Source organism: Bradyrhizobium tropiciagri (assembly GCF_018130505.1).
Classification (GTDB): Bacteria; Pseudomonadota; Alphaproteobacteria; order Rhizobiales; family Xanthobacteraceae; genus Bradyrhizobium; species Bradyrhizobium tropiciagri_B.
The window spans coordinates 164,604-191,603 of the sequence record NZ_JAFCKH010000008.1; the positions used below are offsets into that span (position 1 = coordinate 164,604).

Annotated in this window: 27 protein-coding genes and 1 tRNA gene; 10 read left to right on the forward strand and 18 right to left on the reverse strand. The window is 66.0% G+C overall.

Annotated elements, in window-relative coordinates:
* Positions 1-11 precede the first annotated feature (11 nt).
* Positions 12-1,751, forward strand: coding sequence for a protein kinase domain-containing protein (locus JQ633_RS21190; protein ID WP_349631584.1), 1,740 nt, complete (start codon positions 12-14; stop codon positions 1,749-1,751).
* A 202-nt stretch (positions 1,752-1,953) separates the two neighbouring features.
* On the opposite strand, the gene JQ633_RS21195 is transcribed toward JQ633_RS21190, so the two are convergent.
* From JQ633_RS21195 to JQ633_RS21220, 6 genes are all read right to left on the reverse strand, one after another.
* Entirely contained in the window at positions 1,954-2,580 is a 627-nt protein-coding gene (locus JQ633_RS21195) for a hypothetical protein (RefSeq protein ID WP_249159517.1), read from the reverse strand.
* On the reverse strand, positions 2,577-3,077 hold the full coding sequence (locus JQ633_RS21200; RefSeq protein ID WP_249159542.1) for a c-type cytochrome: 501 nt from the start codon (positions 3,075-3,077) through the stop codon (positions 2,577-2,579). Before JQ633_RS21200 ends, JQ633_RS21195 begins: the two co-directional genes overlap by 4 nt.
* Positions 3,078-3,191: 114 nt before the next feature.
* Entirely contained in the window at positions 3,192-4,934 is a 1,743-nt protein-coding gene (locus JQ633_RS21205; protein WP_211987254.1) for a PQQ-dependent dehydrogenase, methanol/ethanol family, read from the reverse strand.
* A 142-nt stretch (positions 4,935-5,076) separates the two neighbouring features.
* A complete protein-coding gene (locus JQ633_RS21210) occupies positions 5,077-5,559 on the reverse strand; it encodes a copper chaperone PCu(A)C (RefSeq protein ID WP_211987017.1) in 483 nt (160 codons plus the stop codon).
* Entirely contained in the window at positions 5,559-7,274 is a 1,716-nt protein-coding gene (locus JQ633_RS21215; RefSeq protein ID WP_211987018.1) for a thiamine pyrophosphate-binding protein, read from the reverse strand. The genes JQ633_RS21210 and JQ633_RS21215 overlap by 1 nt, the downstream gene beginning before the upstream one ends.
* On the reverse strand, positions 7,271-8,845 hold the full coding sequence (locus JQ633_RS21220) for a class I adenylate-forming enzyme family protein (protein ID WP_211987019.1): 1,575 nt from the start codon (positions 8,843-8,845) through the stop codon (positions 7,271-7,273). Before JQ633_RS21220 ends, JQ633_RS21215 begins: the two co-directional genes overlap by 4 nt.
* A 288-nt stretch (positions 8,846-9,133) precedes the next feature.
* Between JQ633_RS21220 and JQ633_RS21225 the strand changes: the two genes are divergently transcribed.
* Complete coding sequence (locus JQ633_RS21225) at positions 9,134-9,838, forward strand: GntR family transcriptional regulator (RefSeq protein ID WP_211987020.1); 705 nt, start codon at positions 9,134-9,136, stop codon at positions 9,836-9,838.
* Between the two features lie 374 nt (positions 9,839-10,212).
* On the opposite strand, the gene JQ633_RS21230 is transcribed toward JQ633_RS21225, so the two are convergent.
* Entirely contained in the window at positions 10,213-10,920 is a 708-nt protein-coding gene (locus tag JQ633_RS21230; RefSeq protein ID WP_211987021.1) for an NUDIX hydrolase, read from the reverse strand.
* A gap of 120 nt (positions 10,921-11,040) precedes the next feature.
* Here JQ633_RS21230 and JQ633_RS21235 point away from each other — a divergent pair, with 120 nt between their 5' ends.
* Positions 11,041-12,087 (forward strand): SPFH domain-containing protein, encoded by a 1,047-nt coding sequence (locus JQ633_RS21235; RefSeq protein WP_211987022.1) that lies wholly within the window; start codon positions 11,041-11,043, stop codon positions 12,085-12,087.
* Positions 12,071-13,006, forward strand: coding sequence for a sugar kinase (locus tag JQ633_RS21240; protein ID WP_211987023.1), 936 nt, complete (start codon positions 12,071-12,073; stop codon positions 13,004-13,006). Before JQ633_RS21235 ends, JQ633_RS21240 begins: the two co-directional genes overlap by 17 nt.
* Positions 13,007-13,009: 3 nt before the next feature.
* On the opposite strand, the gene JQ633_RS21245 is transcribed toward JQ633_RS21240, so the two are convergent.
* The 5 genes from JQ633_RS21245 to JQ633_RS21265 all read right to left on the reverse strand — a co-directional run bounded on the left by JQ633_RS21245 (position 13,010) and on the right by JQ633_RS21265 (position 14,889).
* On the reverse strand, positions 13,010-13,192 hold the full coding sequence (locus tag JQ633_RS21245) for a hypothetical protein (protein ID WP_211987024.1): 183 nt from the start codon (positions 13,190-13,192) through the stop codon (positions 13,010-13,012).
* 87 nt (positions 13,193-13,279) lie between these two features.
* Entirely contained in the window at positions 13,280-13,735 is a 456-nt protein-coding gene (locus tag JQ633_RS21250; RefSeq protein WP_211987025.1) for a cupin domain-containing protein, read from the reverse strand.
* Positions 13,717-14,238, reverse strand: a complete 522-nt coding sequence (locus tag JQ633_RS21255) for a GNAT family N-acetyltransferase (RefSeq protein WP_211987026.1) — start codon at positions 14,236-14,238, stop codon at positions 13,717-13,719. Before JQ633_RS21255 ends, JQ633_RS21250 begins: the two co-directional genes overlap by 19 nt.
* Before the next feature lies 1 nt (position 14,239).
* Positions 14,240-14,698 (reverse strand): DUF6314 family protein, encoded by a 459-nt coding sequence (locus tag JQ633_RS21260; protein ID WP_211987027.1) that lies wholly within the window; start codon positions 14,696-14,698, stop codon positions 14,240-14,242.
* A 117-nt stretch (positions 14,699-14,815) separates the two neighbouring features.
* Positions 14,816-14,889 (reverse strand) — tRNA-Gly (locus JQ633_RS21265).
* 454 nt (positions 14,890-15,343) lie between these two features.
* Here JQ633_RS21265 and JQ633_RS21270 point away from each other — a divergent pair.
* Complete coding sequence (locus JQ633_RS21270; protein ID WP_211987028.1) at positions 15,344-15,730, forward strand: YciI family protein; 387 nt, start codon at positions 15,344-15,346, stop codon at positions 15,728-15,730.
* Between the two features lie 20 nt (positions 15,731-15,750).
* Here JQ633_RS21270 and JQ633_RS21275 read toward each other — a convergent pair whose 3' ends face one another.
* The 3 genes from JQ633_RS21275 to JQ633_RS21285 all read right to left on the reverse strand — a co-directional run bounded on the left by JQ633_RS21275 (position 15,751) and on the right by JQ633_RS21285 (position 17,516).
* Positions 15,751-16,158 (reverse strand): hypothetical protein, encoded by a 408-nt coding sequence (locus JQ633_RS21275; RefSeq protein WP_211987029.1) that lies wholly within the window; start codon positions 16,156-16,158, stop codon positions 15,751-15,753.
* Between the two features lie 87 nt (positions 16,159-16,245).
* A complete protein-coding gene (locus JQ633_RS21280) occupies positions 16,246-17,043 on the reverse strand; it encodes a lytic murein transglycosylase (protein ID WP_211987030.1) in 798 nt (265 codons plus the stop codon).
* 176 nt (positions 17,044-17,219) lie between these two features.
* Positions 17,220-17,516 (reverse strand): hypothetical protein, encoded by a 297-nt coding sequence (locus tag JQ633_RS21285; RefSeq protein ID WP_211987031.1) that lies wholly within the window; start codon positions 17,514-17,516, stop codon positions 17,220-17,222.
* Positions 17,517-17,801: 285 nt separating this feature from the next.
* Between JQ633_RS21285 and JQ633_RS21290 the strand changes: the two genes are divergently transcribed.
* Positions 17,802-18,179, forward strand: a complete 378-nt coding sequence (locus JQ633_RS21290; protein WP_211987032.1) for an NUDIX hydrolase — start codon at positions 17,802-17,804, stop codon at positions 18,177-18,179.
* Positions 18,180-18,190: 11 nt separating this feature from the next.
* On the opposite strand, the gene JQ633_RS35445 is transcribed toward JQ633_RS21290, so the two are convergent.
* On the reverse strand, positions 18,191-18,319 hold the full coding sequence (locus tag JQ633_RS35445) for a hypothetical protein (protein ID WP_283812798.1): 129 nt from the start codon (positions 18,317-18,319) through the stop codon (positions 18,191-18,193).
* Between the two features lie 286 nt (positions 18,320-18,605).
* On the opposite strand from JQ633_RS35445, the gene JQ633_RS21295 reads away from it, so the two are divergent.
* Positions 18,606-18,815 (forward strand): hypothetical protein, encoded by a 210-nt coding sequence (locus JQ633_RS21295; protein ID WP_211987033.1) that lies wholly within the window; start codon positions 18,606-18,608, stop codon positions 18,813-18,815.
* 163 nt (positions 18,816-18,978) lie between these two features.
* Here JQ633_RS21295 and JQ633_RS21300 read toward each other — a convergent pair whose 3' ends face one another.
* Positions 18,979-20,178: an adenylate/guanylate cyclase domain-containing protein gene (locus JQ633_RS21300; protein ID WP_211987034.1), complete on the reverse strand. Its 1,200-nt coding sequence runs from the start codon at positions 20,176-20,178 to the stop codon at positions 18,979-18,981.
* A 155-nt stretch (positions 20,179-20,333) separates the two neighbouring features.
* Between JQ633_RS21300 and JQ633_RS21305 the strand changes: the two genes are divergently transcribed.
* Entirely contained in the window at positions 20,334-20,723 is a 390-nt protein-coding gene (locus JQ633_RS21305; protein ID WP_211987035.1) for a hypothetical protein, read from the forward strand.
* Positions 20,724-21,096: 373 nt separating this feature from the next.
* Positions 21,097-25,692 carry an autotransporter outer membrane beta-barrel domain-containing protein gene (locus JQ633_RS21310; protein ID WP_211987036.1) on the forward strand — a complete coding sequence of 1,532 codons (4,596 nt, stop codon included), beginning with the start codon at positions 21,097-21,099 and terminating at the stop codon, positions 25,690-25,692.
* 13 nt (positions 25,693-25,705) lie between these two features.
* Here the strand turns inward: JQ633_RS21310 and JQ633_RS21315 are convergent, their stop codons facing one another.
* Complete coding sequence (locus JQ633_RS21315) at positions 25,706-26,176, reverse strand: hypothetical protein (protein WP_211987037.1); 471 nt, start codon at positions 26,174-26,176, stop codon at positions 25,706-25,708.
* Between the two features lie 307 nt (positions 26,177-26,483).
* On the opposite strand from JQ633_RS21315, the gene JQ633_RS21320 reads away from it, so the two are divergent.
* Positions 26,484-26,954 carry a hypothetical protein gene (locus tag JQ633_RS21320; RefSeq protein WP_211987038.1) on the forward strand — a complete coding sequence of 157 codons (471 nt, stop codon included), beginning with the start codon at positions 26,484-26,486 and terminating at the stop codon, positions 26,952-26,954.
* Positions 26,955-27,000 lie beyond the last annotated feature (46 nt).

Below are 27,000 nucleotides of genomic sequence, written 5' to 3' on the forward strand. Positions count from 1 at the left end.
GGGGCTCGGACGTGGCGAACGGCGCGCAACGCGACTTGCAAGGCGGCACGCAGCGCGACTTGCAGCGCGACCTCGGCGTGCGCATCGGCTTTGCCAGCGAGACCGGCAAGCGCGACGCCAATGAGGACTATGTCGCCGCGTGCCTCGGCCGGCCGGGCCTGGTTCACCGCGATGTCGTGGCCGCGATCGCCGACGGCGTCGGCGGCCACAAGGGCGGACGCGAGGCCGCGGAGGTCACCGTCCGCAGCTTCATCGACGCCTATTACTCGCTGCCGGAGACGCTCGGCGTCCGCCGCCGCGCGGCGCGGGCGCTCGAAGCCGTCAACGGCTGGATCTACAGCCAGGGCCGCGTCGATGCTGCGCGCAGCGGCATGGCCTGCGCCTTCTCCTCCGTCATCCTGTCACGGCGGCAGTGCCATGTGATCCATATCGGCGACACCCGCGCCTATCGTTTGAGCGACGGACGGCTCGAGCGGCTGACGCAGGACCATATCGCCGGCCGCGGCGACCTCGCCCATCTGCTCAATCGCGCCATCGGCTTCGAGGAGTTCGCACGCTTCGACTACGCCAGCGTCGGGCTGCGGCAGCACGACCGCCTGCTGATCTGCAGCGACGGCGTTCACGGCGCACTCGGCGATTCCCGCCTCAAGCAACTGCTCGACGAGCGCACACCGCCTGACGATGCGGCGCGCAGCATCGTCGACGCCGCGCTCGCGGCCGGCAGCCACGACAACAGCACCGCGCTGGTGCTCGACGTCGTCGACCTGCCGCCGGCGGATCGCGACGAACTCACACATGCGATTGCGACGCTGCCGATCCTCGATCTTCCCAACACCGGCGAGGTGGTCGACGATTTCAGCCTCGGCGACGTGCTGTCCGACGGGCGCTACAGCCGCCTGTTCAAGGCGGTCGACAAGCGGGCCGGCCGCGAGGTGGTGCTGAAGTTTCCGCATCCGCGGGTCGCGAGCGAAGGCTCTTACCGCCTCGCCTTCGTCCGCGAGGCGTGGGTCGCCGCGCGGGTGCGCAGCCTGTGGATCGGCGAGATCATCGAGGTGCCCGCGGAGCGGCAGACCCGGCTCTATTCGGCGATGCCGCTCTACGAGGGCGAGACGCTGGAGCAGCGATTGACCCGCGCGCCGCGGCTGTCGCTGACCGAGGGCATCGCGATCGCGACCAAGCTGGTGCGCGCGGTGACGGCGTTGCACCGCGCCGGCATCATCCATCGCGACATCAAGCCCGACAATGTGATCCTGCTCAAGGATGGCGGTCTGCGCCTCGTCGATCTCGGCGTCGCGCGGGTGCCGCTGCTGGAGGATTTTCCGGCCGAGGACATTCCGGGCACTGCGAGCTACATGGCCCCCGAACTGTTCGGCGGCAAGGCCGGCGACGAGGCGTCCGACCTGTTCGCACTCGGTGTCACCGTCTACCGCATGTTCACCGCGAACTACCCGTTCGGCGAGATCGAACCATTCTCACGGCCGCGCTTCGGCAAGCCGGTGCCGCTGTCGCGCTACCGGCCGGACCTGCCGGCCTGGCTCGATGCCGTGATCGGCAAGGCGCTCAGCATCGAGCCCGCGCAACGCTTCGGCGACGCGATCGAGTTCGCGCACGAGCTGGAAAACGGCGCGACCTGGGCCGGTCCCGCCGTCACTGTGCGCAAATCGCTGCACGACCGCGATCCCGTCACGTTCTGGAAGGTGCTGTGCGCGATCCTCGCGCTGGTCATCGTGGTGCTGTTGGCGCGGCACTAGAGCGGGATAGCGATCTATGCTCCCTCTCCCCGTTCTTACGGGGAGAGGGTCGGGGTGAGGGGCTGCTTCCGCGTATTCGGTGATAGCTGCGTTTGCGGAGAGTCCCCCTCACCCGGAACGCATCTAGCGATGCGTTCCGACCTCTCCCCGCGCGCGGGGCGAGGTGAAGCGGAGTTCGAGGCTACCTTGAGCGTACTCGCAGCTACGACCCCACGCGGCGGATGGTGATCCGGGTCTCGTCGGTGAACTCCTTGATGTCCTTGTTCGGCTCGCGATAGAGTCGGCGCTCGATTTCGATGGCGCGGCCGTCGGTGGTCTTGGTGCAGCGCTCGTTGACGAAGACGCCCCCGACCTCCTGCTGGTCACTACCCGGCTTCGCCTGCGAGCAGCTCCAGCCGTCCTCGCCGTAGCGCGACTTCGCCTGCAGGCCGAGCAGGAAGGCCTTCTTCTTCAAATAGAGTCGCGCCTTCGGATCGGTCTCGATCGTCAGGGACGCGATCTTGGCGTCCTTGTCGACCTCGATGGTCAGGACCGCGGGATGGCCTGCCACCATGGTGCCTTCCCGCGCGGTGGCGTGATCGTAGTCAAAGCGAATACCTGTCAGCTTGTCCGCGCCGGCCGGACAGGTCGGCCACTGTTTCCACTCTGCCAATCGGTGCGTCTTGTCTCCGACGCAGGTGAGATTGATGTATCCCTCGTCGGGAACGTCAGTGATCGTCATGCCGACATTGATGTCGCGCAGATCGCCCGCGGTCGCCATCGCCGGCACGGCGGCCGCGACGGTTGCGGCGAACACCAGGCCGCGGATGATGAATCGATGCTGGCTCATGGCTTTGCCTTGTCGTTGTTGTCTGATGGCGCGGCCGCGTGGCCGGCCTCCTTGTAGATGTTGCAGACCCGCGAGCCGTCGCCGAAGAAGGCGGTGCACTCGGCGTAGCTCGGCTCACCCTTGCCCTTGATGTGAGCCAGCACGTAATCCGCCACCGCCTCGATCTCGTTCGGCCGCAGGAACACGTTGGCCTCGGGTGGCATCTGGTCGCCGGCGTCCTGCCGGCTCATGCCGTGGCATTTGGTGGTGTCGTAGGAGCCGCGGACGAAGAACGGCATGCCGGTGCCCGGCCGTCCGCACGTCACGGTCTCGATGATCTGCTCGCGCGACAGCTCGGTCTTGCGCAGCGACAGCGCGTCGCCGCCATAGCCGCCGCCACCATTGCCGTGCCATTTGTGGCAGCCGACGCAATTGCCGCGCTTGAACACCGCCTTGCCGGCGTCGGTCGGATCGCTCGCCGCCGCGGACTGCGCCTGCCCAGCCCCGCTCCACGCCATCGCCAGCGCAAGGCCAAGCCATGCGCCATTCAGTCTCGTTCGTTTCATTTCTAATTGTCTCTCAGCGAAAGCGACGCGGGAGGCCGGACGGGCCAGCCTCCCGCGCGTGCGACATCAAAGGGCGAACACGTAGAGCATCGAGCCCGGCTGCATCCGCTTCAGCTCGGGGGTGGCATCGATGAACCACTTGTCCCAGGCGCCGCCGAGGCCGACCAGGATCGCGACATACTGCTTGCCGTCGACCGAGAACGTCATCGGCGGTGCGTTGACGCCGCCGCCGGTGTTGAACTCCCACAGCTTCGCCAGCGACTTCGCGTCATAGGCGATCACCTCGCCGGAGGGCTGTCCGGAGAACACCAGATCGGGCGTCGCCAGGATGCCGCCGAGATTCGGGAAGTCGGTCTCGGCCTTGCCTGCCACCTTGCCGGTGGTGACGTCGATCGCAGTGACGCTGCCGGTGATCTTGAACGGCTGGCTCGGTCCGCCGCCGGTCCAGAACTCACGCGGCTTGAGCTTGGCGGGGTCCGATTCCTCGAGCGTGATCCGGTTGCAGCTCTCGATCACGGGGATGTACCAGAGCTTCAGATCCGGATTGTACGCGGTCGGCGGCCAGTTCTTGCCGCCCATGTTGCCCGGGCAGATGTCCGTCACCTTGTTGGTACGGCTCGGCGTGACCGAGGCGTTGTACTTCTGCACGCCCTGCTTCGGATCATATTCCACCGGCTTGCCGGACTCGGGGTCGAGACCCTTGGTCCAGGTCACCTTCTTCACGAACGGCAGGCCCCAGATGAACTTGCCGCTGGTGCGATCGATCGCATAGGCAAAGCCGTTGCGGTCGGCTTCGAGCGCGAGCTTCAGCGTCGTGTTGTTCGGGCCGGGAACGTCGACCAACACATTCTCCGCAACGCTGTCGTAGTCGTAGGGATCGTTCGGCGTATGCTGGTAGTGCCACTTGATCTTGCCGGTGTCGGCATCCAGCGCGAGCGACGAGTCGGTGTAGAGGTTGTCGCCGGGCCGATATTCGTTATCCCAGTCCGGACCGGGATTGCCGACGCCCCAGACGATGGTGTTGGTCGCGGGATCGTAGCTGCCGGTGACCCAGGTCGAGCCGCCGCCGCTGGCCTTGGCGTTCTTGTCGTCCTTCCAGGTCTCGTGACCCGGCTCGTCCTTGGCCGGGATGGTGTGAGTGCGCCAGACTTCCTTCTGGCTCTTCAGATCGGTCGCCGCGATCCAGCCGCGGATGCCGTATTCGGCGCCGGCGACACCCGTGATCGCCATGTCCTTGACGATCAGCGGCGCGCCGGTGATCACCTCGCCCTTATCGGGATCGGCGACCTGGCGCTGCCAGGCGACCTGCCCGGTTTCCTTGTTGGTCGCGATCAGACGGCCGTCCAGCGTGTGCGAGACGACGAGGTTGCCCCACAGCGCAACGCCGCGATTGTCGACGCCGCAGCAGGCGACCGCGCCGGCCCAGTCGTGATCGGTCTTCGGATCCATCTTCCAGAGCAGCACGCCCTTGCCGCCATGCGCATCGATCTTGTAGACCGAGCCCCAGCCGTCGGTGACGTACATGAAGCCGTTCTCGACGATCGGCGTGCCTTCGAGGCCGCCATGCGACCAGATTCCGCCACCCTCGACGCCGCCCAGATGCATGGTCCAGGCGACCTTGAGGTTCTTCACCGTGTCCTTGTTGATGTCCTTCAGGCTGGAGAAGCGCGTCGCTGAATAGTTCTTGTGATGGTGCAGCCAGTTACCTGCTTCCTTGTCCGCATTGAGCAGACGGTCCGGGCTGATGTCCTCGGCGTAGGCGAACGAGCCTCCGATGGTGCCGGCCGCCGCTACCAACGCGGCCAGCATGTGGGTCTTTGACCAATGCAACCTTGTCATTCTTTATTTCCTCCGGATCTAGCATCTTCTTTGAGCCGAATTACCCGTCACATACGGGCGTTCGATTGAGAGCCTTGCATCCCCGGCGGATCGCGATCCGCCGCATTCCCGGTCACTTCTGGACCTGCACCTCCGTCTCGATCGTGCCTGCCTTCTGAAAGACGATCGCGCATTTGAACGTGTCGCCCGCTGCGAGCACCTGGCGCATCTGCAGCAGCATCACGTGGTAGCCGTCACGCTTCAGCTCCAGCGTACCCTTGGCTGGAATCGGAATGTTCGGAATTGATCGCATGGCTGGTGCGCCCTCACCGCGGTCAACGATGTGACGTTCAGAAAAATTTGCTACCGGACAGCGCACGCGCAGCAGCGCATCCGCGCTGTCAGCGTCGTTCTTGATCGTCATCGTCAAGGGAAGGTCCCCACCTTCTTTGTCGACCGCCGTCACGTGCGCATTCACGATCTGCAGTGACTCGGTCGCCGCAGCACGATCAATTACTCCGAACGCGCCGACAAGGCAGAACGATGGCAACGCAATCCATCTCACGCATGTTGCGATGCGAATTTTCGCTTCGACGATCACTTCGCTGAACGGCATCAGGCTTTCTCCCTCCATGACCGTTCAGCATTGTCCCACGCCTCGAGCGGCTGCAAGTCTGGAACCCACGCCAAACCGCTCTTCGCGTCAGAGGATATAGCCTCAGGTGTCACAACCATGTCGAGCAGCGCCGGACGGTTGGCGAGCGCCCGCGCGATCGCCGGGGCGAGCTGCTCTTCGGTCTCGACGCGCTCGGCATGCATGCCGAAGCTTCGCGCCATCGCAGCGTGATCGCAGTCCTGCAGACGCGTCCCCACCACCTTGCCATGCGTCACCTTCTGATCGTGAACCTCGATCTGCCAGGCGCCGTTGTTGGCGACGACGATCAGCACCGGCGCCTTGTGACGCACGGCGGTATCAATCTCGATGGCGTTGAAGCCGAACGCGCCGTCGCCCGTCGCGACCAGCACCGGCCGGTCCGGATGCACGAGGCTTGCGGCGATGCCATAGGGCACGCCGATGCCGATGCAGCCGAACGGCCCCGGATCGAGCATCGTGCGCGCATTGAGAGCAACGCGCGCAAAGCTGAGAAAATCGCCACCGTCGGTGATGACGACGGCATCGGGCCCGACCGCCGCCTGCAGCGCGGCGAGCACGCGGTTCGGATGCAGCTTTCCGTCGGAGCCCGGCGCCGCGGTCTCCATCGTCTGGCGCAGCTTGACGGCGCGCGCGAGATGATCGCCGCGTAGCCGCGCCACCCACGCGGCATCGACCTGCGAGGGACGGTTGCCGGCCAACGCCAGCATGGCGCGCAGCGACTCCGCGACCGAGCCGAACAGTTCGACCTCGCCGCGCCGGTTGTCCCTGACTTCGCCCGCCGTATCGCCGATCCGCACGAAGCGCGCGTCACGGAAGATCGCGGGCGAACCGAACGCGAGCTGGAAATCGAGCCGGCGGCCCACCGTCACGACGACGTCGGCATCGCCCATCACCGCGCCGCGCATCGCGGCGACGATCGACGGATGGTCGTCGGCCACCACGCCGCGGCTCTCGCCGGTGTCGAGATAGACCGCGCCGAGACGATCGAGCAGCGCGGTCAATTCGGGCCCGGCGTTGCGCGCGCCGCGGCCGGAGATCACCAGCACGCGCCGCGCCGACCACAGCAGGTCCACAGCGGCCGCCACCCGCTCGGCAGCCGGCGCCATCACGGCCGGCAGCTTCGGGCGCAGATGTTCGTCGAGCTGCAACGCTTTCGGCACCTCCGCGCGCAGCGTGTCGGTCGGGAAGTCGATGTAGCACGGTCCCGGCTCGCCGCCCTCGCCGAACGCGCGCGAGATCGCCTCGTCGAGTTCGGCGAGCGCGAGCGCCGGCTCGCGCACCGTGCGCGCATAGCGCGTGATGCCGCGCACCAGGCTCGCCTGATCGAGATCCTGCAAGCCGCCGCGATTTTCCTGCGGCCGCGGGCTGGTGCCTGAGATCACCAGCACCGGCGCGCGCGAGACATGCGCGTTGGCGATACCGGTGATGGCATTGGTGAGCCCGGGCCCCGCGGTCACCAGTGCGACGCCGAGACCGCCGGTCAGCTCCGCCTCGGCCTGCGCCATGTGCACGGCGGCGCGCTCGTCGCGGACGTCGATGATACGGATGCCTTCGGCATCGAGCCGCATCCAGATCGGCATGATGTGGCCGCCGCACAGCGCATAGACCCGCTGCACGCCGCGCCGTTTCAGCACCTGGGCAATCAGGGAGGCGACACTGTCAGGCGATAGTTTCATGGCTTTGCTCCAGCGGCACCGCCGAACCGCACGCGCAGTTCGCGATGCAGCACCTTGCCCGTCGCGTTACGCGGCATCTCGGCTTCCAGGATGAAGGCGTAGGATTTCGGGCATTTGTAGCCGGCGATGCGCGTGCGCACCCAGTCCTGCAGCGCCGCTTCGTCGAGCGCCGCGCCGTCATGCGGCACGACGACGGCATGGACGCGTTCGCCCCACTTCTCGTCGGGCAGGCCGATCACCGCGACGTCCTTCACCATCGGATGCGAGCCGACCAGCGTCTCGACCTCCGACGGATAGATGTTCTCGCCGCCCGAGATGATCATGTTGCTCTTGCGGTCGACGAGACGGATAAAGCCTTCCTCGTCGCGGCGCGCCATGTCGCCGACGGTGCAGTAGTCGCCGCGGAACGCGGCGCGCGTCTTGTCGGGAAGGCGCCAGTAACCGTCGAACGTATAGGGCGTGCAGGAGTAGAGCTCGCCCGCCTCGCCATCGGGCACCTCTTGTCCTGCCTCGTCCAGAATGCGGATCGGCGCCGAGCCGACGCATTCGCGGCCGACCGAGCCGAGATGGCTGAACTGCTCGTCGGGATGCAGCATCGTCACCCAACCGGTTTCGGTGGCGCCGTACAGCTCGAACAGGCCGGAATTCGGGAACATCTCCATCACGGCGCGCTTGGTGTCGGGCCGCGCCGGCGCCGAGGAGATCATCAGCCGCGTCACGCGCGTCAGATCGCAGGACGCGCGAACCGCCTCGCCGAGGCCGAGCATCATGATGTAGTGCGTCGGCACCAGCGAGGTGAACGTCGCGCCGCCGTCGGCGAGCACGCGCAGGAAATTCTCCGGATCGAACGCCTTGCGCGAATAGATCGTGCAGGCCGCGCCGCAGTAGCTGAACGCCCCGAAGAAATACAGCGAGTTGGCGTGGCACATCGGCATCGCCAGCAAGGCGGTGTCGTTGGCGCGGATGCCGAGCTCGACGCTGGTGACCAGCGACAGTTGCGCGGCGCCGAGATGATTGCGCACCACGCCCTTGGGATTGCCCGTGGTGCCCGAGGTGTACATCAGCGTCCAGGGATCGCCGGGCGCAACGGTTTCGGCCGGCTCAACGTCGCTCGCGTCCGCGAGCAACGTCTCATAGAGACGAAATCCGGCGCGCGGCGTCTCGGTGCCGAACAGGATGAAGCGATCGCGGACCAGCGGAAGCTGGTCGCGGATTTCCTCGACCACACCGACCAGATCGTGCTGCACGATCAGCGCGGCGATGCCGGCATCCTCGGCGATGAAGCGGATCTCGCGCCCGACCAGGCGGAAGTTGATCGGCACCGCGACCAGCCCGGCCTTGGCGGTGGCCGCATAGATCTCGCCCCACTCGATGCAATTGTAGGCGAGCACCGCGACGCGATCGCCCTTCTGCAGCCCGAGCGCGCACAGCGCATGCGCCAGCCGGCAGGCGCGCGCATTCCATTGCCTGAATGTGAGTGAGCGATCGAGATCGCGAATGCCGACCTGATCGGGTCGGAGCCTGGCGTGGACCGACAGCATTTGCCCGGGACTGCGCAGTGCGGCGCTCATGCCGGCCTCCGCAGAGCTGACATCGACCAACGCAGCGTGCCGCCAAGTGCAGCGACGGCACCTGCCGACCAATGCGCCAAGGCCAAGCCGGCGCACAAGTCGCCGGAGCCCGACCACCGATCCACGCTGCGCACCACGGGTTCACCCGTCACCGCACGTTCCTCCCGATCGGGGCTGCTTTGGGCACCCTCGCTTTTGAATTCAGAATTCATATACTGAATTCGAACACCGGGCAATCGTCTTTTAAGGGCCGAAATGGTACGTTTCACCCCGGATTCTGGAGAGCGCATGCGCACCATCCCTGCACAGCCGACCCTGGTCGACCGGGTCGTCGAGACCGTCATCTCCGAGATCGTCGACGGCCACCTGCCGGCGAACACGCGGCTGATTCAGGATGAACTCGCGCAGGCCTATGGCGTGTCGCGCCATCCGGTGCAGCAGGCGCTGCTGCTGCTGAAAACCCGCGGCCTGGTACGCGAGGCGCCGGGGCGCGGTCTGGTCGTGCCGCCGCTCGACGTCGAGTATGCACGCAACCTCTACGAGATCAGGGCGATGCTCGACGGTCTCGCCGCCCGCATGGCGGCCGACCACGGCGCCAGGCGCGCAGCGGCGGAAGGTCCGGCCTATCTCGCCGCAGGGCGCGCCGCCATCGCCAGCGGCGTGCTGAACGCCCAGATCGAAGCCGATATGAAGTTTCACGGCTTCCTGTGCGAGCTGTCCCGCAACCCGCTGATCGGCGAGACCACGGAGCCGCACTGGCCGTATCTGCGGCGGATCATGGGCGAAGTGCTGCGCGGCGATCTGAAGATGCCCGACAACATCTGGGACGAGCACGCCGGAATTCTCGACGCCGTCATCGCCGGCGACGGCGACGCCGCCGAACGCTTAAGCCGCGAGCACATCCGCAATGCCGCCGAGGTGTTCGTGGACCGCCTGCAGCTTCGCCATCGCGAAGAGGAAGGCCAGCGGCGCCAGCGACGGATCGAGCGCTGAATTCTTTCGTTTTCCCGAGAGCGATGCCGCAACGCCCGGCCTCGACCTCCCGGGGTGACGAGGCCACGTGCCGAGGCAAGCCTCACATTTCGGCGAGATCGAGCATCGACGTCTGCTTCGTGCTATTCTTGTCGCGAAGCTGGAGTTGGTCGCATGTCGTGGATTATCGTGATCGTATCGCTCGCTTCGATCCCGCTTGCGACGGAGTGGCTCGCACGCGCGGAAGATCAGCCCGGACCTGGTTCTGGATCGCCATGCTGGTCGGACCACTGGCGCCTCTGGCACTCCTTCCGCTCGGCCAGGCACGGCAAACCTCGTCGCAATGAAGGCCTGGTTCCCTGCAATAATGCTTTGCGCGACGCCGGCCGCCTCAGTCACTCCGGCGGATTGAACGTGCGCGCGAAGAACACCGGGGCCTTTGCCTTCTTCAGCCGGTAGAGCTGCGCCGGGCGGTTCGGTCCCTTGCGCATCTTTGCGATCGGCTCGATCAGGTCGGCGGTGAGCATGCGGGTGCGGAACGCGCTCTTTTCCAGTGGGCGGCCCAGCACGATCTCGAAGCTGCGCTGCAATTCCGGCAGCGTGAATTCCGGCGGCATCAGATAGGCCGGCAGCGAAGTGTATTCGACCTTGGCGCGCAGCCGCTGGATCGCCGCCTGCAGGATCTCGGCGTGGTCGAAGGCAAGTTTCGGCTTCACCTTCTCGCCGCCGATCGTGAACCACTGCGCATCCGCGGCGAGCGCGCCGCCGGCAGCATGTTCGCCAAGCAGCGCGAAATAGGCATGGGTGGCAGACCAGCCGCGCGGGTCCCGCGCGGCGCTGCCCCAGCTGCCGAGCTGCTCGAGATAGGGGCTGACCACGCCGGTCTTGTCCTTCAGCTTGCGCACCGCGCAGGCCTCGAGATCGCGATCGCCGGCGATGTCGACGAAGCCGCCGGGCAAGGCCCAAGCGCCTGGAAACGGCTCGCTTTCCGTATCCGGCCGTTGCACCAGCAAGACCTGGAGCGCGTCTGATTTGATGGCAAAGATGACGACGTCGACCGTCGTCAACGGCCTCGGGAAGTCGAGCCCCGCTCTGTCGGACATGATTTACCGCTCCCCTTCCCCGGCGTGAACCTTTTCTCTGCTCGGCTTGACAATAGCATGCTTAGTTGTACAGTCCAACTAACTTAGTTGCTCAGAACAACTTACGTAGGAGTACACGCCATGTTCGGTCTCCGCTTCATCAAGGCCCAGCCGACCACCTATCTGATGAAATTCCGCGGCGGCGCGGTGACCCGGCAGGGCGCCGGCCTGTCCGGCTTCTACTACGCGCCGGTCACCTCGCTGGTCGCGGTGCCGATCGGCAGCCGCGACGCCGCCTTCATCTTCCAGCAGATCGCGCGGGACTTTCAGGCCCTGACCATCCAGGGCCAGGTCACCTACCGGATCGGCGAGCCGCAGAAGGCCGCCGCGATGCTGAACTTCACCCTGAAGCGCGACGGCAAGACCTACGAATCCGACGATCCCGAAAAGCTGCCGCAGCGGATCCTCGCCACGGTCGAGGTGCTGGCGCAGCAGGCGGTGAAGGAGCTGACGTTGAAGGAAGCGCTGCAGGCCTCCGACCGCATCGCCGCGCTGATCGAGAGCGGCCTGCGCGGCCGCGCCGATATCGCAGCGCTCGGCCTCGAAATCCTCGGCGTCTCGATCCGCGCGGTGAAGCCGACGCCCGATACCGCCAAGGCGCTGGAAGCCGAAGCCCGCGAGGCGATCCTCAAGAGCGCGGACGAAGCGATCTTCGCCCGCCGCAACTTCGCGGTGGAGCAGGAACGCGCCATCCGCGAGAGCGAGCTCGACACCGAGATCGCGGTCGAGCAGAAGAAGCGCTCGATCCGCGAGACGCAGATGGATGCGGAGGCCAGCGTTGCGGCCAAGCAGGCCGAGCTGCGCGAGGCCGGCATGGTCTCCGACATCACGCTGGAGAGCAAGCGCAAGGACTTCGTCGGCCTCAACGCCGAGAACACCCGCACGCTGGCCGATGCCGAGGCCTATCGGGTCGGCGCGCTGATGAAGATCTTCGAGGGCGTCGATACCCGCGTGGTCCAGGCGCTGGCCTCCGCCGGCATGCAGCCCGGCCAGTTGATCGCGCAGGCCTTCAGCGGCATCGCAGAAAAGGCCGAGAAGATCGGCCAGCTCAACGTCTCGCCGGATCTGCTCAACACGCTGCTCGACAAGCCCGCCGCCGTGGAGGCCAACCGTGCCCGCCGACAATGATCGCAAGATCATCCTCGTCACCCGCAAGACGCGGCTCGAGGAGCTGATCGCGAAGTATCTGACGGCGGCGCAGGCGCGCTTCTATGTCGAGCATCTCGGCGCCGACTTCTCCGACTACCAGCGCGAGCACGACGTCTACCAGGCCCAGCGCCAAATCACCGTGCAGGCGCTGGAGCAATGGGGCCGCTACCAGATCATCGACCGGAGTTTTCTGCCGAACTTCATCTTCGGCCCCTCCGACATCGTGGTGGCGCTCGGCCAGGACGGCGTGGTCGCCAACACGATGAAATATCTCGATGGCCATCCGCTGATCGGGCTCAACCCGGACGCCATGCGCTATGACGGCATCCTGCTGCCCTTCGTGCCGAGCGAGCTCCCTGCCCTCTTGCGCGACGTCGCCGCCGATCAGCGCGACCACAAGGCGGTGACCATGGCGAAGGCCGAGCTCACCAACGGCCAGGTGCTCTACGCCGTCAACGAGCTCTTTATCGGCGCGCGCACCCACGTCTCGGCAGTCTATGAGCTCGCGCTCGCCGAACAGAAGGAGCGGCAATCTTCCAGCGGCCTGATCGTCGCGACCGGGCTCGGCTCGACCGCCTGGTTCAAGAGCATCGTCACCGGCTCGCTGGCGATCGCCGGCGCTTTCGGCGGCGGCAACGGCGCCCCGCCCTATCTGCCGGGCGCCTGGGACACCGACGCGCTGCGCTTTGCGGTGCGCGAGCCGTTTCCGAGCCGCACCTCGGAGGTCAACCTCGTCTGCGGCAGCCTCGCCCGCAGCGAGCGGCTCAGCGTGCGTTCCCTGATGCCGGAGAACGGCGTCATCTTCTCCGACGGCATCGAGGCCGACCGGCTCGAGTTCAATTCGGGGACGGAAGCGCAGATCGGCGTGGCCGAGCGCGAGGGACGGCTCGTGGTGTGATGCTCAGCGCGGGATCGGATGCAGCCGGGCGAGTTGATCGAGCGGCAGCTCGGCTTCGACATCGTTCAGGGCAAAGCGGACGATCACGTCCTGCCGGCCGAGCTGTCCCCACGCCCCGTCCGCCGACCATTTCTGCGGCTCAGGCCCGCGCGGGCCGTCGATCCAAACGAAATACCACTCGGTCATCAGACGCGTCCGCGATAATACATCGGCCAAATCTGGTGCTTCGCCGCCAGTTCCGCAACGCCTGATTTGAGTCCGTGCTGCGTCCCGCTACTCGTACGGCCTGCCGTCCTTGTGCAGGAAGCGGCCGTCGGAGCTCGGGCTCATCATGTCGATATCAGAACAGGTGATGACGTCGTCGCGCGAACGCGAGCCGACTTCGAGATAGATCGCGGTCATCTGCGACCGGTTGATCAGGTGATGCCCGTTGCCGGAGTTTTTAGCAAACGCCGCGCAATCGCCGGCGCGCAGCACGGTCTCGCCGCCGTCCTCGACCAGCACCAGTTCGCCGGCGAGCAGATAGACGAACTCGTCCTCGTGCGAATGCCAGTGGCGCTGGCTCGACCAGTTGCCCGGCGGCAGCCGCATCAGATTGACGCCGAAGTCGCCGAGCCCGCCGGCATCGCCGAGACGCTGCCGCACGCGCTCGGCGCATGCGGCGGCGAATTCGGCCGGATAGCCCGTGCCCTTGCGCTCCGGCACGCCTGTCAGGTCGATTTTGGGCATGGCAAATCCTTCACCATCAGGATCTCATCGTAATAGCGGCCGTCGATCTTCAACGCATGCCGCTCCACCCCGTATTCGACGAAGCCCATGCTCCGGTACAGCCGATAGGCCGGCTCGTTGCCCCCGGTCACGCCGAGATCAACCAGTTCGACGGACTGCGCCGCGAGATCGAGCGCGGCCTCAACCAGCCGGCGGCCGACACCGGTGCGCCGCCCCGATGCGCGCACATACATGCCGACCAGCGTACCCTTGTGACGCCGCTTCGGCCCGTCGCCGATGATGAAACCGAGAATGCCGACTAGCTCGCGGCCATCGAAGGCGCCGAGCACGACCGCACCGTTCTCCAGCCGCTCCGCGAACCAACCGACCGGCCGGGCACTCTCCGTCTCGAACGCGCTCGCGAATGCCTCGGGGCTCGTGCGCAGCGCCTCGAGCCGGATCTCGCGATAGAGCGCGGCATCGGCGGGCATCAGACGGCGGAGCTCGATCCGGGATGACGTCATGCTACGGCTCAATGCGTGTGTAGACGGTCGTCATCGTATAGTCCTTGCGCGGACCGGACACCACGTGGCGGATCGTGAATTGTCCGTCCGGCCAGAAGCTGTAGCTCGAACGGTAGGTGTCGAGATTGCAAAGATGGCTCGCGTCTCCGGTCAGCTCGGCCGCACCATGCAGCGAGATCCGGTGGAACAGCCGCGGCGGCTCCTCCTTGAAGAAGACGTCGAATCCGCCCTCGCACTTTCGGAAAATGTACTCACGCTCCGCCTGGAGTTCGGTTCCGTTCGGCAGCCGCAGCGTACCCTGCTCGCGATAGGCCAGGCTCTCGGTGTCCAGCGGCGAGAAGGTCGCGCGTCCCTGCATCGTGGCCTGACCTTCGATGATGCGGTCGAACGACCAGGCGCCGGCCAGCCGCTCCATCACCCGCGAAGCGTCAACCCAAGGAACGGCGGTAGTCTGGGTCATGCGATGCTGCGGGTGGCCTTCGACTTTCGAGACTCGCCGGACATGTCAGCGCGATCTGTTGCCGTCGGGAGCGTCGGCGACACCTCGAATCCCAGGTGATTCTGACGGTGTCGGTATTGGAGCGGGTGAAGGGAATCGAACCCTCGTATTCAGCTTGGAAGGCTGCTGCTCTACCATTGAGCTACACCCGCGTCGTCCGTTCCCCTAACACGGCCGGGCGGCCGCCTCAACTGTCCCGGGACCCGTTCCATTCCCTGTCAACCACCTTGATTTTCACGCGATTCGCCCAAGCCCTCGCCGGCCCGCGACGGGTGGTCTTAACAACGGCGCCTCGGGCGCCTATGTTATGAGTCCCATCAACAAAGAAAGGAGGTGATCTAGTGTCTTGTCTCAAGCGCTGTCACCTCGCTGGGATCGCCCGCTAGGCTTTAACCTATGAGCCTGGCATCGGGGCGCTCTCAGCCCTGGACCAGCGAGACAACAAAACCGGGGCGCGGCGGGAGCAATCCCGCCGCGTCTTTTGCTGTCGGGAGCCTGCGACCGATGGCCGCCCTGCCCGATCGGCCGCCGCAAGAATCAAATGTCGGCTCGGGGACTGCGGGAACGTCCTCGGGCCAACCGCATCAAAAACGAGGAGCGCAGTCGATGCTTTATGCCATCCTGGCCTATCATGTCGAAGACGAGGTCAAGTCCTGGAGCGCGGAAGAGGACGCCACCGTCATGACCGGCCTGCTCGGGGTCCATCAGCGGCTGAAGGGACGGCTTGGTCCGACCGCACGGCTCGGCGACACCAAGAAGGCGCGCACGCTGCGCGGGCCCGGCCGCGGCACCGTGCTCGACGGCCCGTTCGCCGAGACCAAGGAACAGTTGCTCGGACTCTACATGATCGACTGCGCCGACGAGGACGCGGCGATCGCCGCGGCGCGCGACCTGCGCAGCGTCAATCCGTCGGCGGTGTACGAGATCCGCGCGATCAGGCGCTACATTCCGGGCAAGCCGTTCGAGGAGATGACGGGCGCCAGCGACTTATAGATCATCTTGCAATCGCCGCTCTAGCGGCTGGAACGTGTCGGCAGCTTCGGCAGCTTGCTCGCGTCGAATTTCGGCGCGGGCCCCTGCGGCTCGGGCTCGGCCGACACTTCCTGGCTCGGGATCAGCGTCACCTCGAAGGCGAGGTCGGGCACGGCATCGGCACGGCCGGTCGCAGTGATGATCGCGCCGCTCGCGACACCCGACAGCCGCACCACGAGATCATCGGTGCCGAACACGGTGCCGTGGCTGTCGCTGTGTCGCCTTGTGGTGAGGACGGCGGAAAAGCGATCGCCGTCGTATTCGACCCGGCCATCGTAATTCATGATGGCATCGCTGCCCCACAGCCTGCCGTCGGCAACATGCACGATGCCGGTGCCGTTCGCGAGCGGCGTCCTGAACCACGCCGCATAGGTGCCGTTCTTGAGCATGGGCCCATCTCCTCGCGCTTCGCTGCGCGAGCAATCGATCTGGGCACCGTCGCGTTAACACCGGGTGAAGGAACCCGCTTCGCTCGCTCACAGGCCGTCGATCTGCCGTCCCATGATGGCGATCGCCTTTTGATAAACCTGCGCCGCGTTCCATGCCTCGATCGCCGCGAAGTTGGGTTCCCCAGGCTGATAGCCGGCGCCGGCACGCCAGCCATGGGCGCGCAGGAACGCCGCCGTCGAGTTCAGCGCGTTGGCGGCGACATCGAGATTGCCGGTTCCGTAAGCGAGGATGTTCTTCGGCATGAACTGGGTCTGGCCGACCTCGCCATGCATCGAGCCGCGCTGGCCCGGCGAGAGCGAGCCGCGGTCGATCAGCTTCAGCGCGGCGTAGAGCTGGTCGGTGAAGAACTCCGGACGGCGGCAGTCATAGGCCAGGGTCGCGATCGACGACAGCATGTTCTGGTTGCCGCGCTGGCTGCCGAAGCCGGTCTCCATGCCCCAGATCGCGATCAGCGGCCCCGGCGGCACGCCGTAGCGCTGCTGGATCGAGGAAAACAGCGCGGCCTGCGACTGCTTCAGCGAACGGCCGCGCGACACGATGGTGGTCGCGCCGCGCTTGGCCATGAATGCCTCGAGCGACAGGCGAAAGCTGTGCTGGCCGCGGTCGGCGGCGATCGTCGCACTGGCATAGTTCGTCTGCATCAGCGCATTGATCCCGGTGGCGCTGATGCCCTTGCCCTGCGCCTCCGCGGAGAACTCCCGCTTCCAGTTCTCGAAGCCGCCCGGGCCGTTGCCGCATTGCGCGGCATCCGCCTGCGTCCCGAACGCTGCCACCACTACAATGGCGGCGAGCGCCGATGTCACAAGCTGCCTGCCCCTCAACATCCGAAACCTCCTGCGCATTGCTGTCTGCTGCTGTCCGGCGCGGATGGACGATGGCCGCAAGCAGATGACCGGGCGATGAACGGTCGGCGTCACGATATGTCGCGGCGGCCGGATTGACCATCCCGGTCAGACCGGGACGGCCGAGGCTTTTTGCCGGACGCGGTCTGCGTGAGGGATCAACGCGCCAGCTGTTCGGCGACAACCAGATGACGCCGCGTCGGACGGACGAACACCGACGCCGCACGGCGGCGCGGGGCGACAGCCGTGCCCGTGAAGATCGGCGCGGTATCGCCGAGCAAGGCCCGCTCCTCGACGAGTCGGCTCATCACCGCGCGCATCTTCAGAAGGTCGCCGGCGACGAAGGCGCAGTCCTCATTGCGGTTGACCTGCTCGCGCATGATGCGCTCCGCCTCCAGCATGCTGACCCTCAGTGCCCTGATCTGCCTGCGAATTTCGCTGATGCGGTTGTCCATGGCGGTCCTCCTGTTGATGGGAGGTCCAATAGAACAAAACAGGAACAAAAAGTCAATCGGGACGAAGCGCGTAGCCTATCGAAAATCCAACTGGACCAATTCGGGGATTACGAAGTGTCGCCGCGCCGCTTCTTATCCGGCGCACGGTTCCTCTCATGCAACCCCGCAGCGACGATCGACGTTAGCCATCACGCGGGAACAACGGGGACAACGTTGCATTGAACTTGTCTAGCCAAGTAGACAAGTTAAACTGTCATCCGATTCTGTTTGAATGTACTGCAAGCAATGACAAGATCTTCGAAATTGGTTGCCGCCAAGCGCGGCAAGGTTCTTCTGGTCCGGCGCCGGTCTGACGGCCTGTGGATGTTCCCGGGCGGCCGCCGGCGCGCGCGCGAATCCGGCAAGGACTGTCTGCGGCGCGAGATCAAGGAAGAGCTGCCGAAGCTCAAGCTCGGCAGGCTCAGCCTCTGGAAGGAAGTCACGGCGAAGAACAAGCGGTCCGGCCGCCGGATGAGCGACGCGATCTTCATCGCCAAGCAGGCCAAGGGGCGGCTTGCGATCGGCGACAAAAAGGAGATCGACCGCGCCGCCTGGCAGAAGCCGCGCGGCATCCGCCTGACGCCGACCTCGCGCTACATCCGCGACCGCCTGTTTCCGCGCTAGCCTCGGCGCAGCTAGACTGCGATCATCAACGCATACAGGATCACGAAGAGCATGCCGGTCGTGACGATGGCGGCAACGGTGCCGGCCGTGATCTTGGCGTGATCGCCCCTAGCCCAGCGCCAATCGTCCCAGCGTGTCAATCGGCTCTCCCTGTTGATGGCCGGCGCGGCTGCGGCGCCATCATTAGCGTTGCCGATTCCTAAATAGGCCCTGCACCTCGCATTTACCACGCCTCTAAAGCCGGCGAGAACCAGTTTCCCTAAGCGCGCGGCAACATCCTGCTGCTATTCAGGAGGAAAGAAAAAAGGGAGCGGCCTGTGTTCAACATCGTTCGGATCCTCGCCTTGATCGCCTGCGCGTATGCCGGATCCGCGGTTGCGGAAATGCAGTTCGACGGCGCGCCGTCTTCATCTGCGGTGCACGCCGATGATTGAGCACCATCCAATCGCCTCCGAACACGCGCGCGCGATCTGCGATGAGATCGGCGAGCGGCTGCGCTTCGCGCTGCGCGACGATTACGCCGATCTGCCGCCGAGACTGCGCGAGCTGGTCGGCAGGCTGGCCGAGCTGGATTACGATGCGCCGTCACTGGTGCCGACGCTGGAAGAGATGACGCGGCCACTGCAGGCCGCTTGAGGCGAGCACACGTTATCGGCCTTTGTAGCCCGCATGAGCGTAGCGACATGCGGGGGCCGGTCTCGCCGTATCGAGAGAGCGGCCCCGGATATCGTGGAGCCTGTCATCGGGCGCGCGTTCGCGCGACCCGTTGGCTCATCCGGGCTACGGGCTCCGGCCCCCTTCAGCCGTTGAACGCGAACAGCTCGATCGGCTCGCTGAAGCCGCGCACCGGATGCTCGCCGACATGTTCGAGCTTGAACTCGCCGTCGACGAAATCGGCGAAGGCGCGCGACAGCAGCACCGTCCGCTTCAATTGCTTGGTGAGCGTCTCGAGCCGCGAGGCCATGTTGACCGCGGGACCGATCACGGTGAAGTCGAGCCGGCTGCGCGAGCCGATATTGCCGTACATGACGTCGCCGACATGGACGCCGATACCGTAATTCATCGGCGCGCGTCCCATCATGCTGTTCTTCTCGCTCAGCGCCGCCATCGCCTCGCGCGCTTCGGACACGGCCTTGAGCAGGTTGGCACAGGCCTTGGGATCGCTGAGCGGAAAGATCGCGAGCAGCCCGTCGCCGATGAACTTCAGGATCTCGCCGCCGTGCCGGACGATCGGCTCCGACATCGCATCGAAATAATCGTTGAGCAGATCGATGACGTCGTCGCGCGGCCAGTTGTCGGAGATTCGGGTGAAGTCGCGCAGATCGCAGATCATGATCGCGGCGCGCACCGTCGTGCCGCTGCCGCGCCGCGTGGCGCCGGCCAGGATCAGTTCGCCGGCGTGTGTGCCGACATAGGTTTCCAGCAGCGTCCGCGCCAGGCGGTTCTTCATCCGGATTTCGCTGACCAGCGCCAGCACCGGCAGCAGGCTCGACAACGCGGCAACATGCGCATCGTCGAAACCGCCCGCCCGGTCGGTGGCGAAGGTCACGGCATGCCGCTTGCCGAGCGTGTGATACAGCGGCCACGCCACGTAGTCGGTCATGCCCAGCGCGCGCAACTCGTCATAGAGCGCGTGCTTGCGGCGCTGCGACGGATCCTGATCGAGCCGCTCGCGCACCTCGGCGGCCCCTTGATGGACTTCGTAGACCGGGCTGCCGATATATTCCGAACGCTCCTGCACATCGTAGTCGACCCGCGTGATCGCCGCCTCGCGCATCCCGTTGGACCAGTTGATCCGGGCGCCGAGCCATTGCGGATGATGGATCAGGAGATTCATCGTCGCCCGCTTGACCGGAATGCCGGCCTGCTGCAGCCGCACGCACAACTCGGCAAAGATGTTGTCGATGAAGCGCTCGTCGCGGGTCTCGTTGGTCAGCCAGCGCACGACGTCGCGGGCGGCCTGCGGGCTGGCGGAATCAGTGTCGGACGGCGCGTTCATGACTTGCTCCAGGGCGGCGAGCTGCATCTGACGATATAAGGCATGTGGTGCCTCTCGACAGCGTCAGGTCGGCCGGTTCTTTCAATTTCTAGGCTATTTGTTACCTCGCAATTGATTTGCAAGACGCATGATGCACTCGGATTGAACGAGGCGACATGCGGAAGTTCGGAATCCTGCTCCTGTTCGGCTGCTTCACGTGGGCACTGCTCTACGTGTCGACCATCCGATTGCTCGACTGGTACCAGACCGGTCGATTGGCAGTCCACAAGACGTCCCCGCTGGGCGGCCCCGGCTTCGCCACCTACGCAAGCGACCCGATCGGCTTCACCATCGAGTTCGATCTCTACCTCTTGCTGCTCACCTCAGGCGCCCTCGGCGTTCTGATGACATGCCGGGGGATATTGCTGGCTGTCTTCGGCCCGCGAGATTTCCTCAGCCCACATGGCCTGCTCGACCAGCGACGCACCTGGCAGCTCGTCATGTTGTGTTACTGGGTGATCGCCATCGCACTCTTGATTATCGCAGCCGTCAACAAGTCAGTTTGATCCGCCAAGAAGCCACGGCTCTCGCCAAAGCACGGTACCGTGCTCTCACCGAATCCGACTGGTTACCCATCGATTAACTGCGTCGCGCGCACGTTGCATCGCGATCACAGTGCCTCTTGTTTCACTGCGGGAACAGCAACGTTCGTTTGCCCGATCACGGTGAGTCACATAACGTCACAGATACCGTTGCCGGCGAAGGTTTGCCGGAATGCAACCTGTCGTGCAACGGCAAGAACAAGGGGCATAAGTCGCCATGCGCGAATGCATCGGGGCTGCGACGCAACTGCGTCGCGCAGATGACAATCAACACCTCGTTCCCTCCCGATCCCCATCTTTCACGCGTAAGCGAACCGAATTCCGCCGACGGCTGCTGATGAGCGCCTCGGTCGCCGTGCTCGCGGCGCTGGCACCGCGGCCTGCCTCCGCGCAGACCTGGACCGGCGCCACCAATAACGACTGGACGGTCGGCACGAACTGGTCCGGCAATGCCGCGCCGGTCGCCGGCGGCGCAGTCAACATCGTGGCGGGCTCGAACGTCGTCCTCGGCGTCACGCCGGGAGCGACCGGCGCGACCGGCAATCTGAATGTCCGCGACGTGGCCGGAGGGACGACCAGCCTCACGATCCAGAACGGCAGCACGCTGACAAGCACGGGCACGGTTTCAGTCGGCGATGTCGCCGGTGGCACGGCCTCCGTCACGGTGACAGGGGCCGGCTCGCAATGGAACGCCGTCCAGATCAGCCTGTTCGCCAACGCCACAAGCGTACTCAATGTCACGGATGGCGCGACCGTCAACGCCACAAGCAGGATCACCGTCGGCACCCCGGCCGGCAGCAACACGGCCACCCTCAACGTCAGCAACGCCACCATCCTGTTGGGTGGCTTCGGCTTTACCATCGCCAACGCGGGCGGTCAGATCAACTATGACAATGCGACGATCCGCCTTCACACCAACAGCGTGAATGGCTCCGCCGGAACGGCAGCCCAGAACAACATCGCCGCGGGCGGACTGACCATCGACAACAACGGGTTCACCCTTCTCAGCTCGGTCGGCTTCAGCGGCGTCGGCGGATTGACCAAGACCGGCGCCGGTACCCTCCTCTTCGGTGGCAGCAGCACTTATGCCGGCGAGACGGTGATCCAGCAGGGCACGCTCCAACTAAACGGCGCCGGCTCCGGCAACGCCCTCGCCAGTTCGAGCCGGGTGGTCGCCAACGCAGAGTTCGATATTTCCTCCCAGCCTGATGCCAATGCCCACATCCAGAGTCTCGCCGGCAGCAGCGCCGGCACCGTCACGCTGGGCAGCAAGGACCTGATCCTCACCAATGCGCACGACACCTTCGCCGGAACGATCAGCGGCACCGGCGGGGTGCAGGTCAGCGGCGGCACGCAGGCGTTCTCCGGCGTGCAGGCGTATTCCGGCGCGACCACGATCGGCGGCGGCAGCACGCTCGCGCTGACCGGCGCCGGCGACGTCTCCGCCTCCAGCCAGGTGATCGCGGACGGCACGTTCAGCATCGCCGGCCTCACAGGTGCCGGCACCAGCATCCAGCATCTGACCGGCGGCGGCGCCGTCGATCTCGGTGCCAAGACGCTGACGCTCACCGCCGCGAACGACACCTTCGCCGGCGTCATCGGCGGCGCCGGCGGCGGGCTGACGATCAACGGCACGCAGACGCTCACGGGCGTCAACACCTATAGCGGCACGACCACCGTCGACACCGGAACGCTGCTGCTGACCGGCAACGGCTCGATCGCGTCCAGCCGGGTGGTCACCAACGGCACGTTCGACATCTCGGGCGTCAACGCTGGCAGTTCGCAGGTCGCGAGCCTCGCCGGCACCGGCACCGTTGTGCTCGGCGCCAAGAACCTGACCATCAGCAATGCGAACGACACGTTCGCCGGCGCGATCGGCGGCAGCGGCGGATTGCAGGTCGCCGGCGGCACGCAGGCGTTCTCCGGCGTCCAGGCCTATACCGGCGCGACCACGATCGGCACCAGCGGCGCGCTGGCGCTGACCGGTTCGGGCTCGATCGCCGCTTCCAGTCGGGTGATCGCGAACGGCACATTCAGCATTGCCGGCCTCTCGGGCACGGGCACCGACATCACGCGGCTGACGGGCAGCGGCGCCGTCGATCTCGGCACCAAGACGCTGCGGATCCTGAATGCCAGCGACACGTTCTCCGGCGTCATCGGCGGCAGCGGCGCACTGACGATCAACGGCACGCAGACGCTCTCCGGCGTCAACACCTATTCCGGCCAGACGCTGCTGCAGGCCGGCACGCTGGCGCTGTCGGGCGCCGGCTCGATCGCCAATTCCAGCAGCGTGGTGGCCAACGGCACCTTCGACATCTCGGCCGTATCAGGCGCGAGCAGCAGCATTCGCAGCCTGTCGGGCACCGGCAACGTCAATCTCGGCGCCAAGACGCTGACCATCACCGCCGCGCACGACACTTTCTCCGGCGGCATCAGCGGCAGCGGCGGCCTGACACTGACCGGCGGCACGCAGACCTTGTTCCGCGCCACCTACACCGGCGCGACCACGATCGCGGGCGGCACGCTGGCGCTGATGGGCACCGGTTCGCTGTTCAATTCGAGCCGGGCGATCGTCGACGGCACGCTCGACATTTCCGGCATCACGGCCGGCGTCACCAGCGTGCAGCGGCTGTCAGGCAGCGGCGCGGTCAATCTCGGCGGCAAGAACCTCACGATCCTGTCCGCCAACGACAGCTTTGGCGGCGTCATCAGCGGCAGCGGCGGGCTCGCCCTCGCCGGCGGCACGCAGGTGCTGTCCGGGGTCAACACCTATGCGGGCCGGACACTGATCTCCGGCGGCACGCTGGCGCTGACAGGCGCGGGCTCGATCGCCAATTCCAGCAGCGTGGTGGCGATCGGCGGCTTCGACATCTCCGGGATCGCCGGAGCCAGCACCAGCATCCGCAGCCTCGGCGGCAACAACCTCGTCACGCTGGGAACCAAGGACCTCGTCATCAGCAACGCGCACGACACGTTCGCCGGGTCGATCGGCGGCAGCGGCGGGCTGCAGGTGACCGGCGGCGTGCAGTCGCTGTCGGGCAGCCAGGGCTATACCGGCGCAACCACGATCTCGTCAGGCGCCACGCTTGCGCTGACGGGCCTCGGCACGCTCGCGCTGTCGAGCCGGGTGATCGCCAACGGCACCTTCAGCATCGCGGGCCTCGGGATCACGGGGACCAGCATCCGCACGCTGTCCGGCAACGGCGCGATCGATCTCGGCGCCAACACGCTGGGGCTCACGGCGGCGAACGACACCTTCGCCGGCACCATCGGCGGCACCGGCGGATTACGGATCACCGGCGGCACCGAGACGCTGACCGGCGCGAACAGCTACAGCGGCACCACCACGGTCGCCGGCGGCACGCTGCGCGCGGGCGCGGCCGGCGCGTTCAGCGCGGCGTCGGCCTATGTCGCGAGCGGCGGCGGCACGTTGGACCTCGACGGTTTCAACCAGACCATGGCCTCTCTCGACAATGCCGGCACGCTGCGGTTCGGCAGCGCGCCCGGCACCACGCTGACTGTGAACGGCAATTACGCCGGCAATGGCGGCACGCTGCTGTTCAACACCGTGCTCGGCGGCGACACGTCGCCCACGGACCGCCTCGTCGTGCAGGGCAACACGTCGGGCACGTCGAACGTGCGCGTCAACAATGTCGGCGGCGGCGGCGTGCAGACCGTCGAGGGCATCAAGCTGATCGACGTCGCCGGCGCCTCCAACGGCACGTTCTCGCTGCTCGGCAACTATGTGCTGCAGGGACAGCAGGCGGTGGTCGCCGGCGCCTATGCCTACACGCTGCAGAAGGGCGGCGCTTCGACGCCGAATGACGGCGACTGGTATCTGCGCTCCAGCCTGATCAATCCGCCGAGCGATCCCGGCACGCCGACCCCGCCTCCGTCAGCGCCTCCGGGCCCGCTCTACCAGCCCGGCGTGCCGCTGTACGAGAACTACGCCCAGGTGCTGCTCGGCATGAACATGCTGCCGTCGATGCAGGAGCGCGTCGGCAACCGCTATTGGGGCGGCGATCCCAACGCGGCGATGGCGCGGATGGGCGGCGTGCCGGCGGCATCGGAGGCGCAGAGCGATCTCTCATGGACGCAGTCGGCATTCTGGGGCCGCATCGAAGGCGGCCAGGGCAACATGCGGCCGTCGAACACCACCGGCTCGAATTACGACGCCGATCACTTCAAGGCGCAGGCCGGGCTCGACGGCGTTGCGCTCGACAATGCGAACGGCCGCCTGATCGTCGGCCTCACCGCGCAATACGGGCTGACGACGGCCTATGTGAATTCGTTCTTCGGCAACGGCCGGATCCGCGTCCAGGGATCGGGCGTCGGCGCCACCGCGACCTGGTACGGCGACAACGGCGTCTATCTCGACGGCCAGGCGCAGACCATGTTCTACCGCGGCGATCTCTCCTCCGACGTCGTCGGCGTCGGCAGCCTCGCCCATGGCAATGAAGGCCTCGGCTACGCCTTCAGCATCGAGGGCGGCAAGCGGTTCGGCGTCGGCAACGGCTTCTTCCTGACGCCGCAGGCGCAGCTTGCCTATTCCAAGGTCGACTTCGAGAATTTCACCGACCGCTTCGGCGCGCTGGTCTCGCTCGACAATGCCGACAGCCTGCTCGGCCGCGTCGGCCTGATGCTCAACCACCAGAAGACCTGGAACGACGGCTCAGGCGTCGTCCGCTCCGACCTCTACGCGATCGGCAATCTGCACTACGAATTCCTCGACGGCAGCAGGGTCGACGTGTCAGGCACCGGCTTCGCCAGCGCCAACGACCGCCTGTGGGGCAGCATCGGCGGCGGCGGCAGCTATAGCTGGCACAACGGCCGCTACACCGTGTTCGGCGAAGCGACCTATCGCGCCAGCCTGCAGAATGCCGCCGACAGCAACAGCTACAAGGGCACCGCAGGCTTCCGCGTGGTGTGGTGAGGGCGGCGCCGCCTTACGGCAGCGGCTTCTGGATCAGGCTGACGCCGTCCTCCGTGATCCGCACGCCGTTCGCCTCCAGCCCTTTGAGGATTTTTTCGGCGGTCGCATCGTCGATGCGGACGGCCTTGCGACCGGTGGCCTGCAAGGCGGTGATGACCCGCGGGCTGACATTCGACGAGCGGGCGAGCGTAGCAGCGCGGAGCTGGATCAGCGCCAGCGCGGCGCGCAGATTGTTGCCGTTGACCGTCAGCTCCTTCGCCTTGCAGTAGTCGTGGGGTTCCGAGCCCTTCGAATACACCGTCTTGTCCTTGCACACGCTGGCGCAGTCGCCGGTGGTGTCCCCTCCTCCCGGCGCGCATCCCTGGCAGGTGCATGTGGTGCCCGGAAAGTCTTTCCCCTTGGCGGCCAATGCGGCCATCGAGGAACAGCCGACGAACATGGCGACGAACGCGACGGAGGCGGAAAAGCTGGTCACGAACTTCATGGCGCTACTCCCTATGAGGACAAGAGCTGCGCAGAGACATCAGGGCACGTTCACCAGAGGCATCGGTGCTGTGGGAAGTGGTTTGAAAGAACCGCTGTGGATCGCAGCCACGGCCACGAACAAAAATGCAAGTACAATGATGCTACGCATGATGAGGCTCCACACGGGAGCCGAGTCTAGGCGAGACTGCACGGCGGCCCTGTGAGCTGAACCACACGCCCCGGCTGCAACGATCACAAGCGCGGCATTGCGCGGGTGGGCTTATCGCGCGGCCCGCGTCGCGTTGGATGCGGAACCAGCCTGCGCCTTGATCGTTGATCCCGTCATCCGCCAAGGGGGAATTCTCATGTCCGATCCTTCAATGCCCGCCGACGCACGGCCGCGATCGGCGCTTTCATTGCTCGTCGCACTTCTCGCCCTCATCGTCGCCGGCGGCGCGCTCTGGATGAGCTACGCCAATGGAACCAAGCCGGCCGCTCCGCAGGAGCAGGCGGCCGTCGCACCTGCGCCGGATCCGGCGATCGAGCAGGTCAAGCAAAGCCTGGCGTCGCTGCAACAGGCGGTGCAAGGCATGCAGGCCGACCAGCAGAAGCTGGCGACCCAAGTCAGCGACATCCAACAGAAGCTGGCGGGACAACAGGGCGATCAGAAGTTGCTCTCCGACCAGCTCGGCTCGCTCAGTGCGCGGGTCAACTCACTGGAATCGGCACGCGCTGAAAGCCCTGCCCCAGCGCAGCCCGCTCCCGCGCCGCGAAACACCAAGCGGTCGAAGCAATAGCTACTCAGCGGAGACCTGCGACCGCGGCTCGCGCGCGACATCTGCG